At 48.8% G+C, this 22,683-nt stretch carries 19 protein-coding genes; 10 read left to right on the top strand and 9 right to left on the bottom strand.

Going from position 1 to position 22,683, the window contains the following annotated elements; genetic code table 11:
- Positions 1-400: 400 nt before the first annotated feature.
- Positions 401-2,578, bottom strand: coding sequence for a heavy metal translocating P-type ATPase (locus tag ACJJIJ_RS08355; RefSeq protein WP_444939266.1), 2,178 nt, complete (start codon positions 2,576-2,578; stop codon positions 401-403).
- Between the two features lie 78 nt (positions 2,579-2,656).
- Here ACJJIJ_RS08355 and cadR point away from each other — a divergent pair, with 78 nt between their 5' ends.
- The 3 genes from cadR to ACJJIJ_RS08340 all read left to right on the top strand — a co-directional run bounded on the left by cadR (position 2,657) and on the right by ACJJIJ_RS08340 (position 4,505).
- On the top strand, positions 2,657-3,082 hold the full coding sequence (gene cadR, locus ACJJIJ_RS08350; protein WP_444939265.1) for a Cd(II)/Pb(II)-responsive transcriptional regulator: 426 nt from the start codon (positions 2,657-2,659) through the stop codon (positions 3,080-3,082).
- Positions 3,083-3,110: 28 nt separating this feature from the next.
- Entirely contained in the window at positions 3,111-4,001 is an 891-nt protein-coding gene (locus tag ACJJIJ_RS08345; protein ID WP_444884758.1) for a metallophosphoesterase, read from the top strand.
- Positions 4,002-4,097: 96 nt separating this feature from the next.
- On the top strand, positions 4,098-4,505 hold the full coding sequence (locus ACJJIJ_RS08340; RefSeq protein WP_444939264.1) for an acyl-CoA thioesterase: 408 nt from the start codon (positions 4,098-4,100) through the stop codon (positions 4,503-4,505).
- 7 nt (positions 4,506-4,512) lie between these two features.
- Here the strand turns inward: ACJJIJ_RS08340 and ACJJIJ_RS08335 are convergent, their stop codons facing one another.
- The 5 genes from ACJJIJ_RS08335 to ACJJIJ_RS08315 all read right to left on the bottom strand — a co-directional run bounded on the left by ACJJIJ_RS08335 (position 4,513) and on the right by ACJJIJ_RS08315 (position 11,158).
- Complete coding sequence (locus ACJJIJ_RS08335; RefSeq protein WP_444939263.1) at positions 4,513-5,538, bottom strand: HlyD family secretion protein; 1,026 nt, start codon at positions 5,536-5,538, stop codon at positions 4,513-4,515.
- A gap of 5 nt (positions 5,539-5,543) precedes the next feature.
- Positions 5,544-6,809, bottom strand: coding sequence for a glycosyltransferase family 2 protein (locus ACJJIJ_RS08330; RefSeq protein ID WP_444939262.1), 1,266 nt, complete (start codon positions 6,807-6,809; stop codon positions 5,544-5,546).
- Positions 6,809-7,990, bottom strand: coding sequence for a TackOD1 domain-containing metal-binding protein (locus tag ACJJIJ_RS08325; protein WP_444939261.1), 1,182 nt, complete (start codon positions 7,988-7,990; stop codon positions 6,809-6,811). The genes ACJJIJ_RS08330 and ACJJIJ_RS08325 overlap by 1 nt, the downstream gene beginning before the upstream one ends.
- 350 nt (positions 7,991-8,340) lie before the next feature.
- A complete protein-coding gene (locus ACJJIJ_RS08320; protein ID WP_444939260.1) occupies positions 8,341-9,606 on the bottom strand; it encodes a glycosyltransferase family 2 protein in 1,266 nt (421 codons plus the stop codon).
- Between the two features lie 376 nt (positions 9,607-9,982).
- Complete coding sequence (locus tag ACJJIJ_RS08315; RefSeq protein WP_444909525.1) at positions 9,983-11,158, bottom strand: thiolase family protein; 1,176 nt, start codon at positions 11,156-11,158, stop codon at positions 9,983-9,985.
- A gap of 311 nt (positions 11,159-11,469) precedes the next feature.
- On the opposite strand from ACJJIJ_RS08315, the gene ACJJIJ_RS08310 reads away from it, so the two are divergent.
- From ACJJIJ_RS08310 to ACJJIJ_RS08290, 5 genes are all read left to right on the top strand, one after another.
- A complete protein-coding gene (locus tag ACJJIJ_RS08310) occupies positions 11,470-13,179 on the top strand; it encodes an alkaline phosphatase D family protein (protein ID WP_444939259.1) in 1,710 nt (569 codons plus the stop codon).
- Positions 13,180-13,350: 171 nt separating this feature from the next.
- Positions 13,351-14,844 (top strand): aldehyde dehydrogenase family protein, encoded by a 1,494-nt coding sequence (locus ACJJIJ_RS08305; protein WP_444939258.1) that lies wholly within the window; start codon positions 13,351-13,353, stop codon positions 14,842-14,844.
- A gap of 136 nt (positions 14,845-14,980) precedes the next feature.
- Positions 14,981-15,304 (top strand): ArsR/SmtB family transcription factor, encoded by a 324-nt coding sequence (locus tag ACJJIJ_RS08300; protein ID WP_444939257.1) that lies wholly within the window; start codon positions 14,981-14,983, stop codon positions 15,302-15,304.
- A 287-nt stretch (positions 15,305-15,591) separates the two neighbouring features.
- A complete protein-coding gene (locus tag ACJJIJ_RS08295) occupies positions 15,592-16,686 on the top strand; it encodes a permease (protein WP_444939256.1) in 1,095 nt (364 codons plus the stop codon).
- A gap of 38 nt (positions 16,687-16,724) precedes the next feature.
- Positions 16,725-18,005 (top strand): NAD(P)-binding domain-containing protein, encoded by a 1,281-nt coding sequence (locus ACJJIJ_RS08290; RefSeq protein WP_444939255.1) that lies wholly within the window; start codon positions 16,725-16,727, stop codon positions 18,003-18,005.
- A gap of 400 nt (positions 18,006-18,405) precedes the next feature.
- On the opposite strand, the gene ACJJIJ_RS08285 is transcribed toward ACJJIJ_RS08290, so the two are convergent.
- On the bottom strand, positions 18,406-19,419 hold the full coding sequence (locus ACJJIJ_RS08285) for an aldo/keto reductase (RefSeq protein WP_444939254.1): 1,014 nt from the start codon (positions 19,417-19,419) through the stop codon (positions 18,406-18,408).
- 249 nt (positions 19,420-19,668) lie between these two features.
- Between ACJJIJ_RS08285 and ACJJIJ_RS08280 the strand changes: the two genes are divergently transcribed.
- Entirely contained in the window at positions 19,669-20,574 is a 906-nt protein-coding gene (locus tag ACJJIJ_RS08280; RefSeq protein WP_444939253.1) for a LysR substrate-binding domain-containing protein, read from the top strand.
- An 84-nt stretch (positions 20,575-20,658) separates the two neighbouring features.
- Here ACJJIJ_RS08280 and ACJJIJ_RS08275 read toward each other — a convergent pair whose 3' ends face one another.
- Positions 20,659-20,961: a GFA family protein gene (locus ACJJIJ_RS08275; protein ID WP_444939252.1), complete on the bottom strand. Its 303-nt coding sequence runs from the start codon at positions 20,959-20,961 to the stop codon at positions 20,659-20,661.
- A gap of 106 nt (positions 20,962-21,067) precedes the next feature.
- On the opposite strand from ACJJIJ_RS08275, the gene ACJJIJ_RS08270 reads away from it, so the two are divergent.
- Complete coding sequence (locus tag ACJJIJ_RS08270) at positions 21,068-21,991, top strand: LysR family transcriptional regulator (protein WP_444939251.1); 924 nt, start codon at positions 21,068-21,070, stop codon at positions 21,989-21,991.
- A 51-nt stretch (positions 21,992-22,042) separates the two neighbouring features.
- Here the strand turns inward: ACJJIJ_RS08270 and ACJJIJ_RS08265 are convergent, their stop codons facing one another.
- A complete protein-coding gene (locus ACJJIJ_RS08265) occupies positions 22,043-22,612 on the bottom strand; it encodes a DJ-1 family glyoxalase III (RefSeq protein ID WP_444939250.1) in 570 nt (189 codons plus the stop codon).
- Positions 22,613-22,683 lie beyond the last annotated feature (71 nt).

The raw sequence follows: 22,683 nt of genomic DNA, 5'->3' as shown, positions 1-22,683 counted from the left end.
GAGGCCTAAAGGGGATAAGCGGTGTTTTGAACTAGTTTCTATTTGGTTGGTTTTTTGAGAGGGCTTTTTGCCAGCATAATTCTTTGCTTAGACACTTCCTAAGTGCCAGTGGGCATGTCTTGCTAAAGCGGAATCGAAATATTTTATTGTAGGCCTGCAGCGTGTTATCAGTGTTGCTGAGTTCTGCTTTCTTTATGTTTAAAGTTTTTTGTCATGCCAATTTTGCACTATCCAAAGAAACTCTCGAAGGTGCCTGCTTTTGCTGGTTAATAAGGTAACCAACAATTGCGTATTCAAGCACCTGTTTAACGAGAGCTTCTACGGGATAGACTGGTTGCGTATTAAATAATTGGTACTGTCTTTTCTATTTTCTAGACTTTTCTACCGTCTTGTTTTGTGGTCACTTCCGCATCAGTCTTAACCCATTGAAAACCACCAGCAGGCTGGTTCCCATATCGGCGAATACTGCCATCCACATAGTGGCTTCACCGGCAAAGGCAAGTGCCAGAAAGACCGCTTTGATACCCAGGGCAAGGATAATGTTTTGCCAGAGAATATGAGCTGTCGTACGGGAGAGACGGATAAAGCTGGCGATTTTACCCAGGTTGTCATCCATCAGGGCAACATCTGCCGTTTCTATGGCGGTATCGGTGCCGGTGGCGCCCATGGCGAAACCGATATCGGCTCGCGCCAGGGCTGGTGCATCATTGATTCCGTCGCCCACCATGCCGACCCGGCCGTGGCCGGCAAGGGAATCCACTTCACGGAGTTTATCCTCTGGCAGCAGGTTGCCCATGGCCCGATCTATGCCCACCTCCTTGGCAATGGCATCGGCGGTGTGCTGATTGTCACCGGTCAGCATCAGGGTTTTCACCCCCAATTGGTGGAGCTCATCAATGGCTTTGCGGCTGGATTCTTTTACCGTATCGGCTACGGCAAACAGAGCCAAAACACGGTTTGCATCCACCAACATAACGACTGTTTTCCCCTGATACTCCAGTTTTGAGAGGCGATCCTCTAGCTCCTCACTGCAAACGCGCAATTCTTCCACTAGGCGGTGATTGCCCAGGTAATAGCCTGTGCCTTCAATCTCTCCTAGAATCCCGCGCCCGGCCAGGGCTTCAAAGGCTTCTACTTCTAGTAAGGGTGCTCCACTGGCGTTGAGAAATTCTGCCACTGCCTTCGAAACCGGGTGATCGGAGCGGTGGGCGAGGCTGGCGGCGAGGCGCTTTACCCGCGCCTCATCCTTGCCCATTATCAGGGCAAAATCTGTTACCTGTGGTGCACCATGGGTGATGGTGCCGGTTTTATCCAGGGCCAGCCAGCGCAGCCGGCGCCCCTCTTCGAGGTATGCCCCCCCTTTAATCAGTGTGCCGTGTCTTGTTGCTGCTGCGAGGCCACTGACGATGGTGACCGGGGTGGCAATGACCAGGGCGCAGGGGCAGGCGATAACCAGTAGTACCAGGGCGCGGTAGATCCACTCCATCCAGGCACCGGAGAAAAACAGCGGAGGAATTAACGCTGTGGCTAGGGCAACCGCAAATACCAAGGGGGTATACCAGCGCGCGAACTGATCGACGAACCGTTGGGTGGGCGCGCGGCTGCCTTGCGCCTCTTCAACCGCGTGGATGATTCGGGCAAGTACGGCATCACTGGCTACGGCAGTCACCCTATATTCCAGGGCGCCGGACTCATTGATGCTACCGGCAAAGAGGCTGTCTCCAGCTTCTTTATCTACCGGAAGGCTCTCCCCGGTGATTGGGGCTTGGTTCACCGCAGAGTTGCCTTTTATTACTTCGCCATCCAGGGCGATGCGCTCACCGGGCCTCACCCTGACCTTGGCGCCGAGGGAAACAGTTTTTGCATTCACCTCGCGCCACTGGCCATCACCCTGAAGTACTGTGGCGGTTTCCGGGGCCAGGTCCATCAACTCGCGAATAGCGTTTCTGGCCCGGTCCAGAGACTTGGCCTCAATCAGTTCGGCGAGGGTGAACAGCACCATCACCATGGCGGCCTCGGGCCAGTGCCCAATCAAAAGTGCGCCCGTGACCGCGATGGACATCAGCGCATTCATATTCAGGTTGCGGTTCTTTAGGGCGATCCAACCTTTTTTGTAAGTAGAGAGCCCCCCGCCGGCAATGGCGGCTAATGCCAGCAACATGACCAGCCAACTGTTTCCCCCCTGTAACCAGAACACCACCTCAGAAGCGAGTGCCGCCAAGCCGGCCGCTCCCAGCAGCCACCAATTGGCCTTGGTTGCGGGTGGTGCATTTTCTGTATCCGATGGGGAGGCGACCCTGGCATCCAGATCCAGAGGAGTGAGTATGTCCAGGATCTGTTGCTGCATACCCGGAGCGTGTCCAACCCGCAAAATGCGTTGCACCAGGTTAAAGTCCAGGCTGTAAATACCTTCGAGTGGGGTGAGCTTGGCGCGGATCAAACCTTCTTCGGTGGGGCAATCCATTTTGGTGATTGAGAAGAGGGAGCTTTCGCTATCCTTTCCGGCGCCACTATCGAGCGGTTGTTGTAAAGGTTCAGTGCTACTGCCACAACCGCAAGTGGAATCCTGTTTTCCCATGGTTAACTCTCGAATAGCTCAATGAGTGAGCCAGCATTACAATCCCTCTAGTAACTATAGAGTCAAGGGGACACCGGCATGCGTTACCGAATAGGGGAGGCGGCCAAGCAGGCAGGCTGCAAGGTGGAAACGGTGCGTTACTACGAACAGGTGGGCTTGCTGCCGCAACCATTGAGGTCCGAAGGCAATTATCGTCTGTATTCAGAAGCGCACTTGGCGCAATTGCGTTTTATACGGCACTGTCGCTCCCTCGATATGCCCATTGAGGATATACGCAAACTGTTAACCTTGCGGGAGCAACCGAGAGAGCATTGTGCTGAAATCAATGCGTTGGTAGATGAGCATATTGATAGGGTGGACAGCCAAATGGCATTGCTCGAGCAATTGCGGAAGAGTTTGCTGTCTTTGCGCAGCCAGTGTGGCGGCCCTGGTTCTACTGATTCCTGTGAGATTGTACGAGAACTCTCCAGTTGTGACTGCCACCCGGCACAAAGCACGATATAAAAGTTATCTGTAAGTTGAGAGTACCTCATTGAAAAAGCTGTTGAGTAAGCTATCGGGAGAATTATTGAGCTGGCCACGGGGAAAGTACCGGGTTGTCTTTCTAGTGGCTCTGGTTGTTGCTCTTACCCTTGCCGTTTGGGCCTTTTTCGCTGAGCCAAGAAGCTTCAGGATCAATGAGCAAGCGCTTCGCCTGGAGTCTTGGCCAGCTTCCTGTAGCGGTTTAAGCGTGGCGGTATTGGCGGATTTACACGTGGGTTCCCCCTATAAGGGTATTGAAAGCCTGCGCTCATTGGTTAACCAAGTAAATGCCAGCAGTCCTGACTTAGTGCTACTCCCCGGTGACTTTGTTATTCAGGGGGTTGTCGGTGGTTCTTTTGTGACGCCGGAGAGTGCCGCTGAAGTGCTTGCTAGCCTCAGGGCACCCTTGGGCGTTTTTGCTGTAATGGGCAATCATGACTGGTGGCTGGACCCGAAGAGAGTAGAGCGGGCTTTTACTGAGAAAGGCATCCCGCTGTTGGAAGATGCATCCACCAAGATCAGTAGCGGCCACTGTGCCTTTCAGTTGGTTGGCATCAGTGATTTCTGGGAGGGGCCACACAATATAGATCGGGCAATGTCTGCCATTGAAGAGTCAGAGACAGTCTTAGCCTTCACTCATAACCCAGATATATTTCCCCAGATTCCACAACGGATTGCCTTGACGATTGCCGGCCACACCCATGGCGGCCAGGTATTTTTGCCCTTGATTGGCCGCCCGATTGTGCCCTCCCGCTACGGGGAGCGCTATGCCATTGGGCATATCGAAGAGGAGGGCAAACACCTGTTTGTGAGCCCAGGGGTAGGCACCAGTATCCTGCCGGTAAGATTTCTGGTGCCGCCAGAAGTCACTTTGCTGACGCTTTTTAGCCGTGATGAATAAATGATCTGTTTATGGTTGGATTGGTTATCTGCTTTGGCAGGATGTAAATAGAGCGCTGGATTAGAATGGCTGCCTGGCTTAATGGGAGAACCTCTTATGATAACTGTCAAGCGCAAGGTCTTATTTGGGGATTGTGATCCCGAGGGTATTGTTTATACCCCGAGGTTTTCCAATTTTGCCTTGGAGGCTACCCATGAAGCCATGTCTATTTTATTTGATGGGCCGGCTATAGCCACTATGAAGAAGCGAGGGTTCCTGACACCGGTGCGGGCCTTTAATCTGGAATTCTTAAGCCCAGTTACTTGGGATCAGGAGTTACAGCTCAAAGTCAGCGTACTCAAGGTTGGCAATCAGTCGTTCACCTTTCTTGTGCAGGCCCATCTCACCCCAGACCTATTGGCTTTTACGGCAACAATTACTTATGTCACCCTTTCGGTTGAAACCAAACAGAAGATAACCTTGCCGGAATGGTTGAGGGCGGCACTGACAGAATTTAATGCCTGACAAACCTTTAATCCATAAAGTTCTCTACAAAGAGATCCTTCCAGTTTAATTCCAGAGTAACTTGTACCTTTTCAGATAAGGGAAAATGCTCTGGATCAGAGAGTACTATTTTGGCGAGCTGATTGCGCTCCTGGGGTTTAAACGTATTCTGGAATTCTTCCGGCAGTTGGTCGGAAATGGGCAGTAACTCAGAGATCACGCCTTTATCTTTGTAGCGACCACTCTTGACCGTGACAACCATGCCCGGCCGAAGAGCAAGAATATATCGGCGCGGCATATAGGCGAGTACATAGGGTTCCCCCCAATAGACTTGCATTAGGGGTTCCCCCTCTCGGTAGACATCGCCTACAGAGGGTACAGTTGCGCCGACCAAGCCATTTACCGGGCTGCGTACACGGCCATCATCATAGTGGTCTTTCAGTCTCTGGTAGGCCGTTCCGGCTACCTTGATTGCTGCATCGACGGCTTTTCTCTTCTTGTCTAGCGTGGTGCTTTCCACCTGAATCTTGACCAGTTCCTGGCCCGCATTAAAGTTATCCCTGAGCACTTCCTGATAGGTGATCTTGCTGACAAAACCCTTGTCGGCCAGCTTATTAATTCGCGCCAGAATCTCTTCTATCTCTTGCTTGCGGTGTTCTGCGGGAACCAGCAGTTGTTTGGCAGTCTCGGAAAGCAGGGTAAACTCGGCGGAAATTTGAATCAGGTTGGCCTGGCGACTGGAGAGATCTGCCAAGCGCTCCAGTAATTCCATAGATTCTATTTTGAGAAGTAGCTGCCCTTCTTTAACCGATTCCCCCTCATCAACCTCTACCGCGGTTACTCTGGTAATATAACCCATCTCAACCGCAGCGTAATCCCTAAGGACCAGCCCGTCTCCTTTGAGGATAAACAAATCCCCAAATAGATAGCGCAGAATAGCCAGGGCAAATAATATCAATACCCCGATATAGATGCGCCGCCCAATGGCACTATGATGGGGGCGGACCTCACTGGCCATGGTATCTGGGCGAATATGTTTTCGTATAGTTCTCATACTACTTACTCCCTGACACGATGCACTTTGGACGGTGCGTAAGTGTCATAGTAGGAAGATTTAAATACCCACTCCTGAATATAAGAGTAGAGCCGTACGATACGCATTAGATTGACGTAAAAGATACTGTAACCTAATAAGTAGGGCCACAATGGGGCAGGCTTAAATTTTTTAACGGCCAGCGCACTGAGAGTAAAAGTAATTATATCGAGAATAATAAGAACAATTTGTGCCCCTATTAAAATAAACCAGCCATTCACACCGTAATGATAAAACAGCCAAGCCAGGTAAAAAGGTAGCACCAGAATGGCGATTACATTAAATAACAAGAATTCAAACTGGTGAAAAAATTCCCTAAATTTAAGGCGCTGCTCAAACGGGTTGATAAAGTGGCGATACTTTCTAAAACGCAGGCGAACCGCATCTCTCTCCCAGCGGAATCGCTGCCGAATCAGTGCGCCCAAATTGGTCGGTACATCGGTATAGCATATGGATTCGGCAGCATACTCTACCTTCCAGCCATAGTGCCGTATACGCAATGTGACATCCAGGTCTTCGCCACCACCAGAATCAAAACCGCCGGCCTGAATGAGTGCTTCTCTTCTGAATCCACTGAAAGCCCCCGAGGCGCAGGACATTTGCTCCAGCATCGTAAGCGCGTGCTTGCCGAGGGAAATAGCGATCATATATTCAATAGCTTGGAATGTCGTTAATAGATTGGTATCCCAGTTGCGTACAAAGATATTACTTGATGCCGCCCCTACCATAGGATTATCAAATTGCTCTAGCATTCTTTTAATGGCGTTATAGTCGAATGAACAGTCGCAATCCACATTTAAGATAATGTCTCCAGAGGTAAAGCGTAGTCCCAAATTTAGGGCCGACGATTTACCTCCGCGTAATTCTGTTGAATGTACACCGTGAATAAGGCCTTGCTTCAATAAGGCGCAGGCTTTTTGTCTCATACCATCGGTGGAACCGTCATTTACCACAATTATCTCATCGGGGGGGCGGCTCTGCTCCCATAAACTCAATACGCACTGTTCAATACTTTCTTCCTCGTTATGGCCGGCAATAATGACAGAAACTTTCCCTAGGCTTACAATGTCGGGTTCAAATTCAAGTTTTGAAGTAAAAAAAACCAGCGCAGTAAAGAACGAAAATAAGTAGCGGGGGATCTCGAAGATCACCACCACCCAGAGCATCAAGAAAAGCGTTGTATAGCTTTGAGAGATAAGGTAATAGTAGCCGTCCTGAATTTCTTCCCACATTAGCTCAGGTCCTCGGGGCCATAGACCTGGAGGATGGGTTCTACATCCAATCGCAAAGAACTCGCGGCTCTTTGCCCGGCTTCTTCACTAAATTTGTACAGATCTTTCTGGCTGATATGGCTTACCAGGATAAAATCTTCCATCCTGCCTTTGGCCGCGGTAACCGGGTATTCCCCTTTCATAACCTTTTTTAACGAGTGGCTTAAACTCTGGAAAAACTGATTGCGGCTATGAAAAAATTGGCGGTTACCGTGTTCTTGCTCGATCAAATATTCATTTTCATATTTGATGCACAGCAGAGCAAATTCGCTCTCATTGTTTTTCCAATCTTTCAGCTCTTTGTTTAATACTACGATAAGTTCGAATGGAAGCCCGGCAAAGATAGGGCTTTGCTGGGTGAGTTCCAAGAATGCATGGCCAGCATGCAGGTAATGAACGGCTTTTTCGGTGAGGCTATATTTAAAAATATCCCCGGTTTTTACCGAATCTCCATCTATATGGGTATCGCAATTAAGGCATAAAAAGCCAACTTCTGTTTCTGAACTGGATTTGCCGCAGGAATTGCATATCAAAATGGTGCCCGGTTTGTCGTAATCGCTGCCGAAATGGCTCATTTCCATTCGGCACTTGGGGCAGATCAAATATTCGCCCTGGCGAAAGTCGTCTTCAGGCCCAAGGTAGGCACACTTAAAGTGGTGTAGATAGAAGGATTCTCTCAAGTTGGGGGATCGACATTCCGGGCACTCTTCGCGCACATTAAATTGAGAGGCACTGCAACCGTTACAAATATGCCGTCGGTCAAAAAAGCTGCCGGCCAGTAATTCGGCCGTCATCATTTTTTCGCATTCGCGCAATACCGTTTCTGAATCTAACAGGGTGTTAAAGCAAACGGTGGTGCGCGAGTCTGGTTGGTAGCTAGGGGTCAGGCTTATCCCTGAGACAAAGATGCGGGCCAGGATTTTGTCGTCATCGTTCTGGGGGTTGTAGAAATCCGGGTGCAACTGAGAACGGCGAAAGTTAAAGGAGTCGATCAACTTGCCATACTCTGTAGGGTCTGCCTTGAGCGTGTTAGAGGCATCCAGATCTGCCCTGACTCCCAGTGTGCCGGTTAGGTCAATCACCGGTAGCAGGTGCAAGCCTATCTGGCTGTTCCAAAGTTTTTCGATGCACTGAGGAGTCATGGGTTCCTCAACCACTAGGGCATCACACTTCTCAATGCCTGGATGCACCGTATTAAAATCACTGGGCCAGCGATAATAGTTATATGCATCTGTGAGAAAGGAGATGGCAAACCCTCCTACAGAAGGGGCAAACTGACGCCGGTTGTACTTGGTTGATACGGTTGGCGGGTAAAATTCCGCCTTAAGTAAAACGATAGACCACGAGGGCTGAAGCGCCAGCTGGGAGGAGATAAGGAGGTTAGGCTTGGTCTTATGAGCCGGGTATCGCTATTGACTATAGAGGCGAGTTTCAGTCAAAAAAAGTAGGGTCCCTAACTGATAACTATCGGTTCTGACGTATTCCCAGCAGTTTACTCTCTTACCTTATGTACTTTTGAAGGAGCGAAGGAATCCGCATAGGAGGTTCTAAAGATCCATTCCTGTAAATAGGCATAGAGTCGTACCACACGCATCAAGTTGACATAGAGAATGCTGTAGCCGATCAGAAATGCCCAGAGCGGAAGGGTGCTGAATTTATAGGTAGCATAAGCTGCGAGAGCAAAAGTGAGACAATCCAGCATTATCAATACTATCTGTGCACCGATTAAAATAAACCAGGCATTACTGCCGTAACTCGCAAACAGCCAGACCAAGTATATGGGCAAAGCGATAGCAGCGATCACATTAAAGATCAAGAATTCAAATTGATGAAAGAACTCTTCGAATTTGATGCGGCGCTTAAAAGGATTGATAAAGTGGCTGTACTTGCGGTAACGCAAACGCACAGCATCCCGCTCCCAACGCAAGCGCTGGCGAATTAGAGTCAGGATATTCGTGGGTACATCCGTATAGCAGATCGCCTCTGGGGCGAAGGCGATATCCCAGCCGTAGTTGCGCAGGCGAAAAGTAATATCCAGATCTTCCCCCCCACCGGAATCAAAACCACCTACCTGGTCAATAGCGGTTTTTCGGAAACCGCTGTAGGCGCCAGATGCACAGCACATTTGCTTGATCATGGCCAATGCATGTCTACCGAGGGAGATGCTGATAATGTATTCGATGGATTGAAAGGCGGTAATAAGATTGTCTTGTGGGTTACGCACAAAAACATTACCGGAAACCACCCCCACTTTGGGATCTTCAAAGGGCAGTAACACTTCCTTCATGGTGTGGTGTTCAAAGGAGCAATCACAGTCTACGGTGATAACGATATCGCCAGTGCAAAAGCGAATCCCCAAGTTTAGTGCGGAGGCCTTACCACCTCTAAGTTCTGTTGCATGGGCTCCCTGAATGAGTCCTCGGGTCAGTAGGCTGGACATCACTTTTCTGGTTCCATCGGTGGAGCCATCGCTCACCACGATGATTTCATAGGGCTTAACACTTTGCGCCCAAAGACTGTGCACACACTTTTCGATTGACTCCTCCTCGTTATGGCCGGCAATAATCACCGAAATTTTGCCGATTTTCTCCAAATCTACTTCCTTCTCGATCCTTGAGCTAAAAAAGAAAACCGCGGTGAAGAAAGAGAAGATATAGCGAGGGAGTTCCAGGAAGATCACGATCCAGAACATGATAAACAGAGCGCCCCGGCTCTGTGCGAACAGAAAAGTAAAGCCGTCATGGATTGTCTCCATCATCAGTGCAATACACCTTTGATGGAGGCTTTAAGCTGCTTGTTTGGTGAGCAGCTACAGAGAGCGTCTTTACAGAGAGAGTCTTGGCTGTGGCTCTCTTTGAGCCGGGACATGGCTATTCCTCCAGCTTCGAGGCAAACCTGGTGGCAATTGCAAGCTTCTTTCCGGGCACTTTGAAGCCATAGATACGATATATTGAGAGGATCGAGACGCCAAATTGTCCAGCAGACCAGGCGCTCAGGCGCTATAGGTGGCCTCAACAGAAGGGATCAACTTCTAGGTGGTGATGATTGAACCAGTTTGTGTGCTCCAGTTTGCTTGTTACAAGTACAAAGTGGCCAGGGGTAGGGCGGCCAGAGGGGAAGACTTTGTAGCTGGCTTAGCGCTCAAGGAATACTGCTGTGGCCATCCCGCCAGCAGTACAGACCCCAATAACTGCCTTGTGTGCGTCTCTGCGCTTGAGCTCCATCAGTGAAGAACCCAGGTAACGAATGCCGGACATCCCATAGGGGTGCCCAAGGGCAATGGCGCCCCCATTAACATTAGTAATATCCCAAGGCGTGTCCAGTTCCGCTTGGTTATAGAGGGTGGTAACCGCAAAGGCTTCGTGTAATTCCCAAAGGTCTATCTCTCCCATAGAAAGCCCCTGATGCTTCATTAAGCGCTTGATGGCTGGCGCCACGGCGATACTCATTTCATCGGGGGCCACCGCTGCAAGCTGCATACCGCGAAATAGCCCCAGGATGGGCAGGTTTCTTTTGGCGGCCAGCTCGGCATCCATCATGACGACGGCCGCAGCGCCATCAGAGAGCTGCGAAGCGTTGCCCGCGGTTACCGTGCCGCCATCATTCACTGGTTCTAAAGCCGATAACCCTTCCAGGGTGGTACCGGGGCGTGGGCCTTCATCTTCTTTCAGCAACACTGTCTTTTCTGAGATCTGCCCAGTCTCTTTATCTTTTATCGACATGACTGTCTCAAAAGGAACGATTTCTTCGGCAAATTTGCCTGCTCTGTGCGCTTCCGCCACGCGTTTTTGCGACTCCACCACATAGGCATCCTGTGCCTGCCGGCTGATCGAAAAGGTGTCAGCGACGAAATCCGCTGTTTGGATCATGGTCCACCAAACAGCGGGGATTTGTTGTTGCAGGGGCTCATAGACAAAGTGATTTAGGTTCAGGTTGAACTGCACGAGACTAATACTTTCTACGCCACCGGCAACGCCGACCTGCATTTCCCCGCTGGCGATCCGATTCGCTACGATCGATGCGGCATTGAGACCCGAGCCGCAGTAGCGGTTAATCGTCATACCGGGCACTTTAACGCCACAACCTGCAAATAGGGCGGCGTTGCGAGAGATATTGTGGCCGGTTGCTCCCTCAGGTAATCCACAGCCCAGTACAACGTCTTCCACTTCCTCGGGATCCAAAGTAGCTCTGTGCAGCGCTTCCTTGATGACATGCGCGGCCATGGGGATACCGTGGGTTTGGTTTAAGGCGCCGCGCCTTGCTTTGGCGATTGCGGTTCTACAGTAGGCAACAACGGCAACGTCTCGCATGGGGTATGCCCTGAGTTTTGAGGCTTTTGTAAACAGTAGAACAGCTGATATTGCTTTGTACTGGAAGCATTATCTGGAGGGTTAGGGGGGTTAAAGATAGTTTATTGACCTGCCACTTCCCTGGTATCTACTGACCTACCAAGCTGTCAAATGTGACTAATGTGGCGTATATCGACTTTTTTCGGTTAAACCTTCATCAAAATTTAATACTTCGTAGAATAAACCGACTTCTTTGTTGGTACGCATTTCTATAAAATGCGCGCCAATTCACATTATTCGAATTCTAAATAACAAACAGGAAGTTGGGGTTTATGACTGTTTCTCGCCGTACATTTGTGCAAGCCATGGGGCTTGCGCTGCTCACACCATTTACCGTTCGCTCACTAGCGGCTAGCAATAGCGAAACCTATGCGCGCTTTAATCTGAGTGGCAGCCCCTCGGGCTACGATATCGATCAGGATGGGTTGATCTTCGATTTGTCTGTGGCCTCGGGTGATCCCAGCCAAACTGGTGTGGTGCTCTGGACCCATATTAACCCCGCTGCCTTTGTACCCGGCCAAATCCTTTATGTGGATGTGGCTTTGGACGATTCATTTACCCAGCCGGTGTTGAGTGCCGAGATCAATGCTGAGGATATTAGTGCGGATCGCGACTACACCGTAAACATCGACCTGGAAGGCTATCTGTCTCCCAATCAGCGCTACTACTACCGCTTTAAATACGGCGCACTGTGCAGCCGCACGGGGCGCTGCCATACCCTGCCAACTGGTGGGCTGGAAAGTATCAAAATGGCGGTGGTGACCTGTCAGGATTACACCACGGGCTATTACAACGCCTACAGCCATTTGGCCGATGAAGATGTGCATTGCGTATTGCACTTGGGAGACTTCATCTATGAGTACGCGCAGTACGAAGGTTTTGAGGATGCGATTGTTCACCCAATGAGCCTGCCTTCCGGCGGTAATGTGGCTATGGATCTCGAAGACTATCGCCATATTTACCGGGAATACCGCAAGGATAAAAACCTGCAGCGGGCGATGGAAATGCATTCCTTTATTATCACCTGGGATGACCACGAAACTGCGGATAACGCCTACTGGGATTACGATCGCGATACCCTGGGTGTGCCATCCCATCCCTACCAAACTGGCGCTAACAATCCCGATCAACTGCGCCAGCTGCGTCGCGATGCGCAACAAGCCTGGATTGAGTATGTGCCGGCTCGTGTAAAAGTGGATGAGGCGGCTAGCCACGCTTTCAACTACCTGCAAATTTACCGCTCTTTCCAATTCGGCGATTTGGTCGACTTATATATGACCGATAGCCGAACCTATCGCACCAAAGAGCCCTGCAAAGACGGTAGTGCCTGGGAAAACTACTGGTGCACCGATTACGAAGAGAAATCCCAAACCATGCTGGGTAAAACCCAACGGGATTGGTTGATTAGTGGCTTGGTCAACTCCAATGCCCGCTGGAAAGTTTGGGGTAACCAGACTCTGCTTGCCCAGTTAGCAGGCACCGCACTGGGGCGCCCTCTGGTATTCGCTAACTACGATGCCTGGGATGGCTATCAATGGGAGCGTGAGAAAATTCTCTCCAGTGTGAAAGACAACAGTGTCGATAATTTTGTTGTGCTGACCGGGGATCTGCACACCAGTATTGCCTCTTACCTGAAAGTGAACTTCAACAAGATCAGCAACTGGGACTATGACAACTTGGTAGGCATTGAGCTGATGACCCCTTCGATCTCGTCACCGAACCTGAATGATACGGTAGAGAGAGGGGTCGATGTGGGTAGCGTATTCACTTCATTGCTTAATGGAGGCGTGCAGGTTAACAATCCGCATATCAAGGATTTTGTCAGCAATATCTATGGTTATGCGGTGATTGAGTTCAACCACAGCGAGCTGAATTGGACTGTCTATGACATCGACAAAAAGTCAGACAATCCATCCACCAATAAAAAGACCTACAAAACGTTTAACTACGAACCCGAAGGTATGTGGCTGACGGAGAAATAGCCAAACCAATAACCATCTTTAATAGCGCCACCCAGTGACTCACCTCAGTGACTGTGGTGGTGCTTTCCCGTGCCTGTTGTATCAAAGCCTACCTTTCTAGATTTGGGTCAGCCCCTAAGGCCTATAGAGGCTATCCGTGTTGCTATCTGTCTCTGAGTAACCTATACCCTCGTGACAGATCGAGCGGGTTCCGATGTCGATGCTCACCGTGAATACCACCAGGAGCCATTGATGTTACAGAAAGCGTACCCCTACTACCTGGCCAATGAAGCCATCTATGCCAATACCGAGCTGGATGTAACCGATAAGTACTCCGGCGAGGTGGCAACACAGGTTGCCATGGCAGATGCCAAGGTGATCGATAGCGCGATAGATTGGGCCTTGCTGGCAGAAAAACCCATGGCTGCGTTTCCGCCCTACAAACGCCAGCAAGTTTTGGATCACTGTGTACAGCGCTTTCAGACTCGCTTTGAAGAGTTGGCCGTGGCCCTGTGTATTGAGGCAGGTAAACCGATCCACGATTCCCGTGGGGAAGTCTCCCGTTTGATTGATACCTTCCGTGTGGCCGCAGAAGAGGCGGTGCGTATCGATGGGGAGATTATCAATCTGGAAATCTCCAAGCGCAGCGCGGGCTACCGGGGATTTGTTAAACGGGTTCCCGTAGGGGCCTGCTCTTTTATTTCACCGTTTAATTTCCCATTGAATCTTGCGGCCCATAAAGTGGCTCCAGCCATTGCTGCCGGCTGCCCCTTTGTGCTCAAACCCGCGAGTAGAACCCCGATCGGTGCTCTGATTATCGCAGAGGTACTGGCGGAAACCGATCTGCCCAAGGGGGCCTTCTCGGTGCTGCCCTGTCACCGCGAAGGCGCGGACCTGTTTACGGTGGATGATCGCTTTAAGCTACTCAGTTTTACCGGCTCCCCTGCGGTAGGCTGGGACTTGAAGGCCAGGGCAGGGCGCAAGAAGGTTATTCTGGAATTGGGTGGCAATGCTGCCTGTGTGGTTGATCGGGATACCGATCTGGAAGATGCGGTAGAGCGCTTGATCTTTGGCGCTTTTTATCAGTCGGGCCAGAGCTGTATCGGTGTGCAGAGGATCTATGGGCATTCCAGTCTATATGAGGACCTGAAAGCGCGTTTGCTGGAGCGCACCAAGAAGCTTAAGAAGGGTGATCCTAAAAATGAACATACGTTTATTGGTCCGATGATTTCAGAGGGGGAAGCGACAAGGTTACATAACTGGATTAATGAAGGGGTTGAACAGGGAGGCACGCTTCTCTGCGGTGGTAACCGCGATGGCGCCATGCTCGAACCCACGTTATTAGAGAATGTCCCCAGTGATTGCAATGTAGTGCAGCAAGAAGCTTTCGGGCCTGTGGCAATATTGGAACCTTTTGATGATTTCGATGAGGTGCTGAAAAAGGTCAATGAAAGCGCATTTGGTTTGCAGGCCGGGATTTTCACCCGTGATTTGTACAGAGCCCAAAAAGCCTGGGACACCCTGGAGGTGGGTGGCGTGGTAATAGGGGATGTGCCCAGTTGGCGGGTAGACAATATGCCCTACGGCGGTGTGAAGGATTCCGGCCTGGGCCGAGAGGGGGTGCGCTGGGCGATCAAGGATATGACCGAAGAGCGGTTGATGGTGGTGCGCTCATTGCCTGCCTAGCTCGAGATTTGTAAGGGCTCCTATTACAAAACCGTTTGGATATATACAAAGCTTTGTTGAGAGCCAGCCAGTAACTTTTACTTTGCCCCTCAATTGTTTATATTTCGATAAGTCTAGAAGTTAGGGCGTTGTGGAAATGGGAATTGATGAGGTAGCCAAGGCCTTAAAAGAGCTGGGCCATCCAACTCGGTTATTAATCTATAAAAAGATTGTTAAAGCGGGTCTGCCTGGAATTCCTGTGGGTAGCATTCAGGAACAACTCGAAATTCCCGGTTCCACCCTGTCTCACCATATATCAAGCCTTGTTTCTGCCGGTTTGATCACTCAGCGGCGCGAGAGTCGCACTTTGTATTGTGTGGCTGAATATCAATGCTTAGTGGGTGTTATTCATTTCTTACAAGATGAATGTTGTAACGATGACTTTGCTGGCCAGGCCGATAGCTGCAGTAAGCCGGAGTGAGAGAGGCGTATCCCTCTTGTCGAGCCTTCCTTCAGCCCCCCTCAATCTTTTTGCTTTCCTCCGCTAGCTAGGCACTGGCTTCTTATTCCATTTTTATTCTTCTGAAAACAGCCAAGTTTAGTGGCTCAAACATGTTGACCATTTGGTCAACCCACGAGACTGAATAGTCCCAAACTGATTGTGCCGATTTGGCTCTAGTCAATGTTTCTATATTTCTAGAAATAACTTGACTGCACTCTACAATTCGATAATTCTAGAAATATAGTTATCGTTTTGGAGGAATTTACATGATGTCTGCTGAGTTAGTCACCATGCTGGAGGAGGCACTCAATATGTTTGCCTTCCTCGCAGTTGAGCTGACGGTGTTGTTTTTAGTGATCAGCTACCTTGTGGGGGTGTTGCAGGAGTACATTCCCCCTGACAAGGTACAAGCAACCCTGAGTTCGCGCCGAGGTAAGGGATATTTTATCGCTGCGCTCCTCGGTGCGATTACTCCATTTTGTTCCTGCTCTACCATCCCGTTTATTAAAGGGCTGTTAAGGGCTAGAGCAGGGTTTGGCCCAGTTGTTGTATTTCTACTCTCCAGCCCATTATTAAATCCAGTGGTTATTGGCCTGTTGGTTGTTACCTTTGGGCTAAATGCAGCCATTCTCTATTTCACGCTTGCCATGGCAGTCTCAGTGTTGGCTGGGTTTCTTTTGGAGAAGTTTGGCTTTGAACGCTTTGTTCGTGATGAAGCTTATCTGGAGTCCAGAGGTTGTAATTCGGGTTCTAAGAAGACTGAGGCCCAGCCTGCGGTGGGTGGGGGTGTTTCTGGAGGCACTGCCACAAGTTTTGCAGCCCAGGGCGTTCCTGTACTTGCAGCAGCAACAGGGTCTGGGATTGAAAAGGCGGCGACGGCTGGTGATTGTTCGGCAAAAAAACCAGAGAAAAACACTTGCGCAAACAAAGCTCAGTCAGAGGCTTCGAAACCCAGCTGTTGGTTCACTATCTGGCTGTCTACCTGGAAGGACTTTAAGAAAACGCTACCTTACCTGCTGATTGGTATCACGCTCGGCTCCTTTATTTATGGGTTTGTGCCTACCGATCTGATCGTAGCCTATGCCGGCGAGAACAAATGGTATGCGATACCTATTGCCGCTGTTATTGGTATTCCTCTCTATATTCGCGCCTCGGCCGTCATTCCATTGAGTGCTGGACTGGTACAAAAGGGTATGGCACTGGGCTCAGTGATGGCGCTGATTATTGGTAGTGCCGGCGCCAGCCTGACCGAAGTGATACTGCTGAAGTCGATTTTCAAAACCCAAATGATTGCTGCTTTTTTGACTGTTGTTTTAGGTATGGCGGTAACAGCCGGCTATTTATACAGCTTCCTCTTTTAAGTAATGGTAACTAGAGATTCTTTTAGGAGTAATGACCAATGAAAAACGTCCATGATGTGATTGTTATCGGTGCCGGTCCTATCGGTATTGCCGCCGCGGCTCAACTCTTATCCCGAGGTCTACAACCACTGGTACTTGAAAAAGGTACATCTGCAGGTAGTGCTATGTTGGAGTGGGGGCATGTACGGGTATTTACCCCCTGGTCATATATGATCGATGAAACGGTTGCTTCCATTCTTCAGAAAAACGGCTGGCACTACCCAGATAAAGAATACCTCCCTACTGGCAGAGAAATTGTAGAGGGCTATTTGCATCCAGCATCACAAACCCCAGAATTGGCTTCGGTAATTATCTACAGCGCTGAAGTGACTGCGGTTTCACGAGAAAATCACAGTAAACACACTTCGTCAGATCGTGATAGTGCGCTATACACGGTGCATTACAAAGATGGTGTAGGCAATACACATATTGAATATGCCAAGTCTATTATCGATGCCTCCGGAACTTGGTCGACACCAAACCCGATTGGTCTTGATGGGTTAGCTGTGCCAGGTGAGGTGGAAAATAGAGATCTAATTACCTACGGAATTCCCGATGTGCTCGATAATGAGAGAAATGGTTACGAAGGTAAAAAGACCCTTGTACTGGGTGCTGGCCATTCCGCGATGAATATTGTCATGGCCTTGCTGAAACTGCAGAAAGATGCACCGCGAACCCGTATAGCTTGGGGGTTGCGTAAGAGCAATATAGACAAACTTCTGGGCAATGGTATCAATGACAAGGTCCCCGCCCGAAGAGAGCTGGGCCTCGCCGCTAAACATGCGATAGACAGCAACGCCTTGCAGCTGATCACACAAATTCAAATACGGCGAATTGATCGTGTCGCTGATGGTTTGCGTGTGGCCCTTTTGAGTGAAGGTGAGGAAAAAGTAGTTGAGACGGACAGGATTGTTGTCACCACGGGCTTCCGACCGGACTTGCAGATGCTGCGTGAACTAAGGTTGGATATCGATCCCATCGTAGAGGCCCCTAGTACACTGGCGCCGATGATAGACCCTAACCTTCATTCCTGTGGTTCTGTAAAGGCCCATGGTGTAGAAGAGTTATCTCATTTCGATAAAGGATTCTATATGGTAGGCATGAAATCTTATGGTCGAGCGCCAACCTTTCTAGCGTTGACTGGCTATGAACAGGTGCGTTCGATTGCTGATGAGTTAGCCGGTAATCACGAGGCTGCTCGGCAAGTTGCTGTGCAATTTCCCAGTAGCTTGAGCAGTTCCGGAGCCACAGCCGAGAGTATTGTGTCTTGCTGTCACTAAATAAAATAAAAATTCAGGATCATGATCAAAGATTAAAAAAATAAGGGTTCTGGCAAGTGCTAACAAAGAGTGCATCATTGGCTTGCCAGAACATCCACAACGTGATTTGTATAGGGCGGTAGGTGGGTTCTCTTATGAAAGGGCTAGCGTTTATAGAAAACAAGACATAATAAAATCACTTGAAAGATCGTACTCTCCCTGTTTATATCGAGTGCGATGTCTTTTTGTAATGTTTGTGTTTCTATATTAAAAAAGTGGCCAGACCTGATTGGCTGGAGATATCATTTTGAAGTAGTTTAGACTTGATACAACAGTTGTCGGTTATCTAGACAATGCCCTGTCAGACCAAGCCTGAACTACTATACCTAAGCGACTATTTCTTAGTTTTTACAATAAACCCTTACTTTCCATTTGGCAGTGGAGCGGAGTCATCGACAAGATGTTCTTGACGCAATTCTTGCCATAGTGCATCAGGGATATTAGTTTCCAAAGCCTCAATATCTTCTTTGATCCTACTAGGTTTGCTCGCACCTGGTATCACCGCAGCAATGGCTGGATTGGCCAGTACAAATTGCAAACCAATAGCCTTAGTGCTAACTCCGTACTTATCGCCAATCGCTTTGATTTTGGAAACTTTTTGCAGTATCGAGTCTGATGCTGGCGCGTACTCAAAATTTGGTCCTCCGACTAGCGCTCCGGAGCTATAGGGGCCTCCAGCTACGATACCGAGGTCGCGTTCTATTATCTGTGGTATTACTCTCTGGAGAGCTCGAGAGTGATCCAGCAAGCTGTAGCGGCCAGCGAGTAAAAAGCCATCGGGGCGGGGTTCTTCAAGATCAAGAAGTATTTCAATCGGCTCCACTCTGTTTACCCCCAGGCCCCAAGCTTGAATTACGCCTTCATCACGCAGTTTATCGAGAGCCCTGAAAGCACCTTTCCGCGCGCTTTCAAAAATGCCAAGCCATTCGTCACCATAAAAATCCTGGGCAACATCGTGAACCCATGCAATTTCAATACGATCGGTCTTTAACCGCTTGAGGCTGCCTTCTATCGAGCGCATTGTTGCATCGTATGAGTAGTCATTAACAACCTTATTGGGGCGACCATACTTGAAAATCTCACGCTTATCTTGAATATCTCGGTTCGCTACATCTTCAACTTCATCCAAAATTAAGCGGCCAACTTTGGTGCTGATAACATAGTCTTCGCGTGGGAAGCTAGACAACGCCTCACCCATACGAATTTCTGCAAGACCGGCTCCATAGAATGGCGCATTGTCAAAATACCTGATACCGCTATTCCAGGCCGCCTGTACCGTTGCTAAGGCTTCAGCATCCGGAATCTCGCGGAACATATTGCCAAGAGGTGCTGTGCCAAATCCGAGCTTACTGGGCAATAGATTTTTCAGCTTCACTTGCTTCTCCCATCAATGAAATTCTTAACTTAAGAGGTTTTGACTATGTGGTCGGGCGGTTAAAAATGCCTGACTAGCCAGTTACGTCCCGTTACCAATGTACTTAGCATAAAAACTGCAGCTGATTACTATGGCGATATGGCCTGTTTGTAGTAGCCGACAGTAGTGGGTCGATGGAGTCAGTGTGGGGTAATAGCTTTTGATGAAAAAGCCGCATGTAGGCAATATACTATTGATTTAAGGTCAACAATGCAGGTTACCCTTCAAGAGCTCCAGGTATTTACCACTGTGGTAGATACCGCTTCGATCACTTCGGCTGCCGAACGGTTAGAGCAGACTGTCTCCGGGGTTAGCCGTGCATTAGCCCGTTTGGAGAATAAACTTCAAACTACATTGCTACAGCGCACTACCAGGCGTCTGGAATTAACAGAGGAGGGGCAAGCTTTCCTCAAATATGCACGGGATATTCTCATCTCAGTGAAAGAGGCCGAGGAGCAGATGGCGGCCCGTAAAAAGCACCCCTCAGGTCTTCTGCGTATAGACGCCGCCACACCATTTATGCTGCATGTAATAGCACCTATGGTAAATAGCTTCCGAACTAAATACCCTCAGATAGAGCTTGAGCTAAACAGTAATGAGGGGATAACCGATTTGATAGAGAAGCGCACTGATGTGGCATTTCGTATCGGTAAGCTCCAAGACTCAACCTTATATGCCCGGCCAATAGGTTCTAGCAGAGTTCGAATTCTAGCCAGTCCTGGCTACTTGCAACAACATGGTACCCCGGAGGATGTGGAGCAACTCGCCCAACACACCTTGCTTGGCTTTACAAAGCCCGAATCACTCAACAAATGGCCGCTGTATGAGCAGAGTGGGGACATACTGAACATTCAGCCAACGATTACTTCATCTAGTGGCGAGACTTTACGGCACCTGGCACTGTCAGATGCAGGAATCGTCTGTTTATCAGACTTTTTGACCCAGAGCGATCGCCAAGTTGGGCGATTAGTGCAGCTCTTCCCAGCTGAAACCTTAGACGTGAAACAATCTATTAATGCGGTTTACTACCGTAACACCACGCTTTCTTCACGTATTACCAGCTTTATCAATCACATTCTTGAGGAGCTGGGTGATCGACCATTTGATGAAGTTTAGCCGTATGCACATCTTTATACGATAACGCACCCCAGAGAGTAGCTAAATAAGATAATTTTCTATTTGAGTGGTAAATAAGGCTAATTAAAAACCAAAGTTCAGGATCCCACTATAGTCCGCTTGATAATTTTGGTGGTCATGTATTGCGAGATGGGTTTGTCCACGCCGATCTATTTGATATATACCCGCACCACATTGATTACAAAATCCATATTCTTTTACTGGTCCTGACTTAAAAGAGTAGGTATTGAGGTGTTTTGAAGTATCTTCAATGAACGCTGGATTGGAAGTCTCAACAAAACTTATTGCCCCAGCTACCTTAGGGGAAACTGAGCTGTTGAAAAGTTTGTAATGAATAGCCCCACAGTGACAAGTTAAGTGATTCATGGGTTAATTTCCAGAGTGGATTAGTATGGGTTTAAAGTTTACTATTTGGCCGATCTTAATAAAGATCATCAGCGGAAAGTCATAATTAGCTTTAAGGAAATAGTCGGTGCGGCGGGAATATGATAAGTACCACTTGATCAGTGTCTTTTGTGCGGTAGTGGATCATGGCTCTCTAAGCAAAGCCGGTAGCCATTTGGGCTTGTCAGCGCCAACTGTGAGCAAGACACTGGCTCAATTGGAGCAGGTGCTGGGCCAGGTACTATTGATCCGAACAACCAGATCGGTCTCGGTAACCGATGCAGGCAGGCTTGTTTACCAGCAAGGGCAGCAGATAATCAATGCCTTTACTGACCTGGAAGATCGGGTTGCTGAAATTGGGGCCTTGGACCGGGGCAAATTGCGCTTAACCTTCCCTGAAACATTGGGTGAAAATGTCTTTAGCCAAATATGTATTGACTTTCAAGAAGCCTTTCCAGACTTTAATCTCGAGCTGATCTTTACGCCACACCATTTGGATATGGTTGAGGATGATATTGATATTGCCATCCGTGTTTGGTCGGCAATACCAGATAGCCAGTTTTATGCGTTGCCACTTTTTCATATTCATCCCATTTTTGTGGCATCGCCTGAATATTTAAAAAAGAAAGGGCATCCAGACTCAATCGAAGAACTCGGAAAACATAATATTTTGTTGGCCAGGCTCAATGGTTTGAAAGATGGGTGGCTATTCAATGGCAAGTTCTATCAGTTTAAGGGTAATCTTGTTTCTAACAAGACCACTCATATTCGCGCTGCGGCAATAAATGGTAATGGTATTGCTATATTGCCTTCTTATTTCTGTCAGCCAGCCATTAAATGCGGTCAATTAGTAGAGATATTTCCTGATTTAAAGCAAGAGGTTCAAGTAGTTGGCGCCCTGTATAAAGTTAGGCGTAATAGCTCCAAAAAAATAGATTTGTTTTTGAGTTTTCTAGAGAGGCGTTTGCGAAAGTCAGATTTTGATTTGTTAGTTTCAGTGGAGTCCGAGTAGCTCGGCAGAGTGGAATTCGATTGAAAAACTGAATCTCAGGAGAATGTTAGATTACTTACCTGGTAATAAGACATTCATCGTGTGAGCAATAGAGTGTGTTCGCTCTTCCCCAAACAAGCAGGTTACGAGTGCAAGTGCGAACTCTATCGCGGTTCCTGGTGATTGGCTGGTCACTAAGTTCCGGTCAACAACCACTCGCTGATCGCTGACTTCCCTTACATATTGACTAAGCTCACTACGAAAAGCCTTGTAGCAAGTTGCTTTAAAACTGGTAATTAACTGATGTCGGCCAAGTACGATTACTGGGGCGGTACAAATTGCCCCTAACCAACGGCTGGATTCGATTTGTGCGCGGATAAGCTCCATTAGAGGTTCCGAGTTATGCATACACTCGGCACCTTCCTTACCTCCTGGCAGAGCTATTAAATTCCAAGTGGTATTTAAACACTCCTCTATACGATAAGGCGCTTCGATAACAAGATTTCGTAGGGTAGTGATGCGATTACTCGGCATAATAGAAGCTAGTGTTAGCTCCGCATCCGTCCGACTTAAAATGTCGTAGATAGCAATGGCCTCGATATCTTCAACGCCATCTGCAAGGGGAATCAGTATTTTGGACATGGATACAGCTCCAAAAAGGCTAGGACTTAAGTATTTATAGGCTTTCTAACCTAACGCCACACCTTAAAGCT

This window comes from Microbulbifer mixtoriginis (SeqCode) (assembly GCF_052467945.1).
The sequence above is the reverse complement of the archived record's forward strand: the minus strand, read 5'-3'. Positions and strand labels throughout refer to the sequence as shown.

Coding starts and splice junctions, on each gene's coding strand:
- ACJJIJ_RS08320 (WP_444939260.1), bottom strand. CDS start 9,606: ATGATGGAGACAATCCATGACGGCTTTACTTTTCTGTTCGCACAGAGC.
- ACJJIJ_RS08335 (WP_444939263.1), bottom strand. CDS start 5,538: ATGAGAACTATACGAAAACATATTCGCCCAGATACCATGGCCAGTGAG.
- ACJJIJ_RS08290 (WP_444939255.1), top strand. CDS start 16,725: ATGAAAAACGTCCATGATGTGATTGTTATCGGTGCCGGTCCTATCGGT.
- ACJJIJ_RS08275 (WP_444939252.1), bottom strand. CDS start 20,961: ATGAATCACTTAACTTGTCACTGTGGGGCTATTCATTACAAACTTTTC.
- ACJJIJ_RS08265 (WP_444939250.1), bottom strand. CDS start 22,612: ATGTCCAAAATACTGATTCCCCTTGCAGATGGCGTTGAAGATATCGAG.
- ACJJIJ_RS08340 (WP_444939264.1), top strand. CDS start 4,098: ATGATAACTGTCAAGCGCAAGGTCTTATTTGGGGATTGTGATCCCGAG.
- ACJJIJ_RS08315 (WP_444909525.1), bottom strand. CDS start 11,158: ATGCGAGACGTTGCCGTTGTTGCCTACTGTAGAACCGCAATCGCCAAA.
- ACJJIJ_RS08300 (WP_444939257.1), top strand. CDS start 14,981: ATGGGAATTGATGAGGTAGCCAAGGCCTTAAAAGAGCTGGGCCATCCA.
- ACJJIJ_RS08330 (WP_444939262.1), bottom strand. CDS start 6,809: ATGTGGGAAGAAATTCAGGACGGCTACTATTACCTTATCTCTCAAAGC.
- ACJJIJ_RS08280 (WP_444939253.1), top strand. CDS start 19,669: ATGCAGGTTACCCTTCAAGAGCTCCAGGTATTTACCACTGTGGTAGAT.
- ACJJIJ_RS08325 (WP_444939261.1), bottom strand. CDS start 7,990: ATGACTCCTCAGTGCATCGAAAAACTTTGGAACAGCCAGATAGGCTTG.
- ACJJIJ_RS08295 (WP_444939256.1), top strand. CDS start 15,592: ATGATGTCTGCTGAGTTAGTCACCATGCTGGAGGAGGCACTCAATATG.
- ACJJIJ_RS08355 (WP_444939266.1), bottom strand. CDS start 2,578: ATGGGAAAACAGGATTCCACTTGCGGTTGTGGCAGTAGCACTGAACCT.
- cadR (WP_444939265.1), top strand. CDS start 2,657: ATGCGTTACCGAATAGGGGAGGCGGCCAAGCAGGCAGGCTGCAAGGTG.
- ACJJIJ_RS08310 (WP_444939259.1), top strand. CDS start 11,470: ATGACTGTTTCTCGCCGTACATTTGTGCAAGCCATGGGGCTTGCGCTG.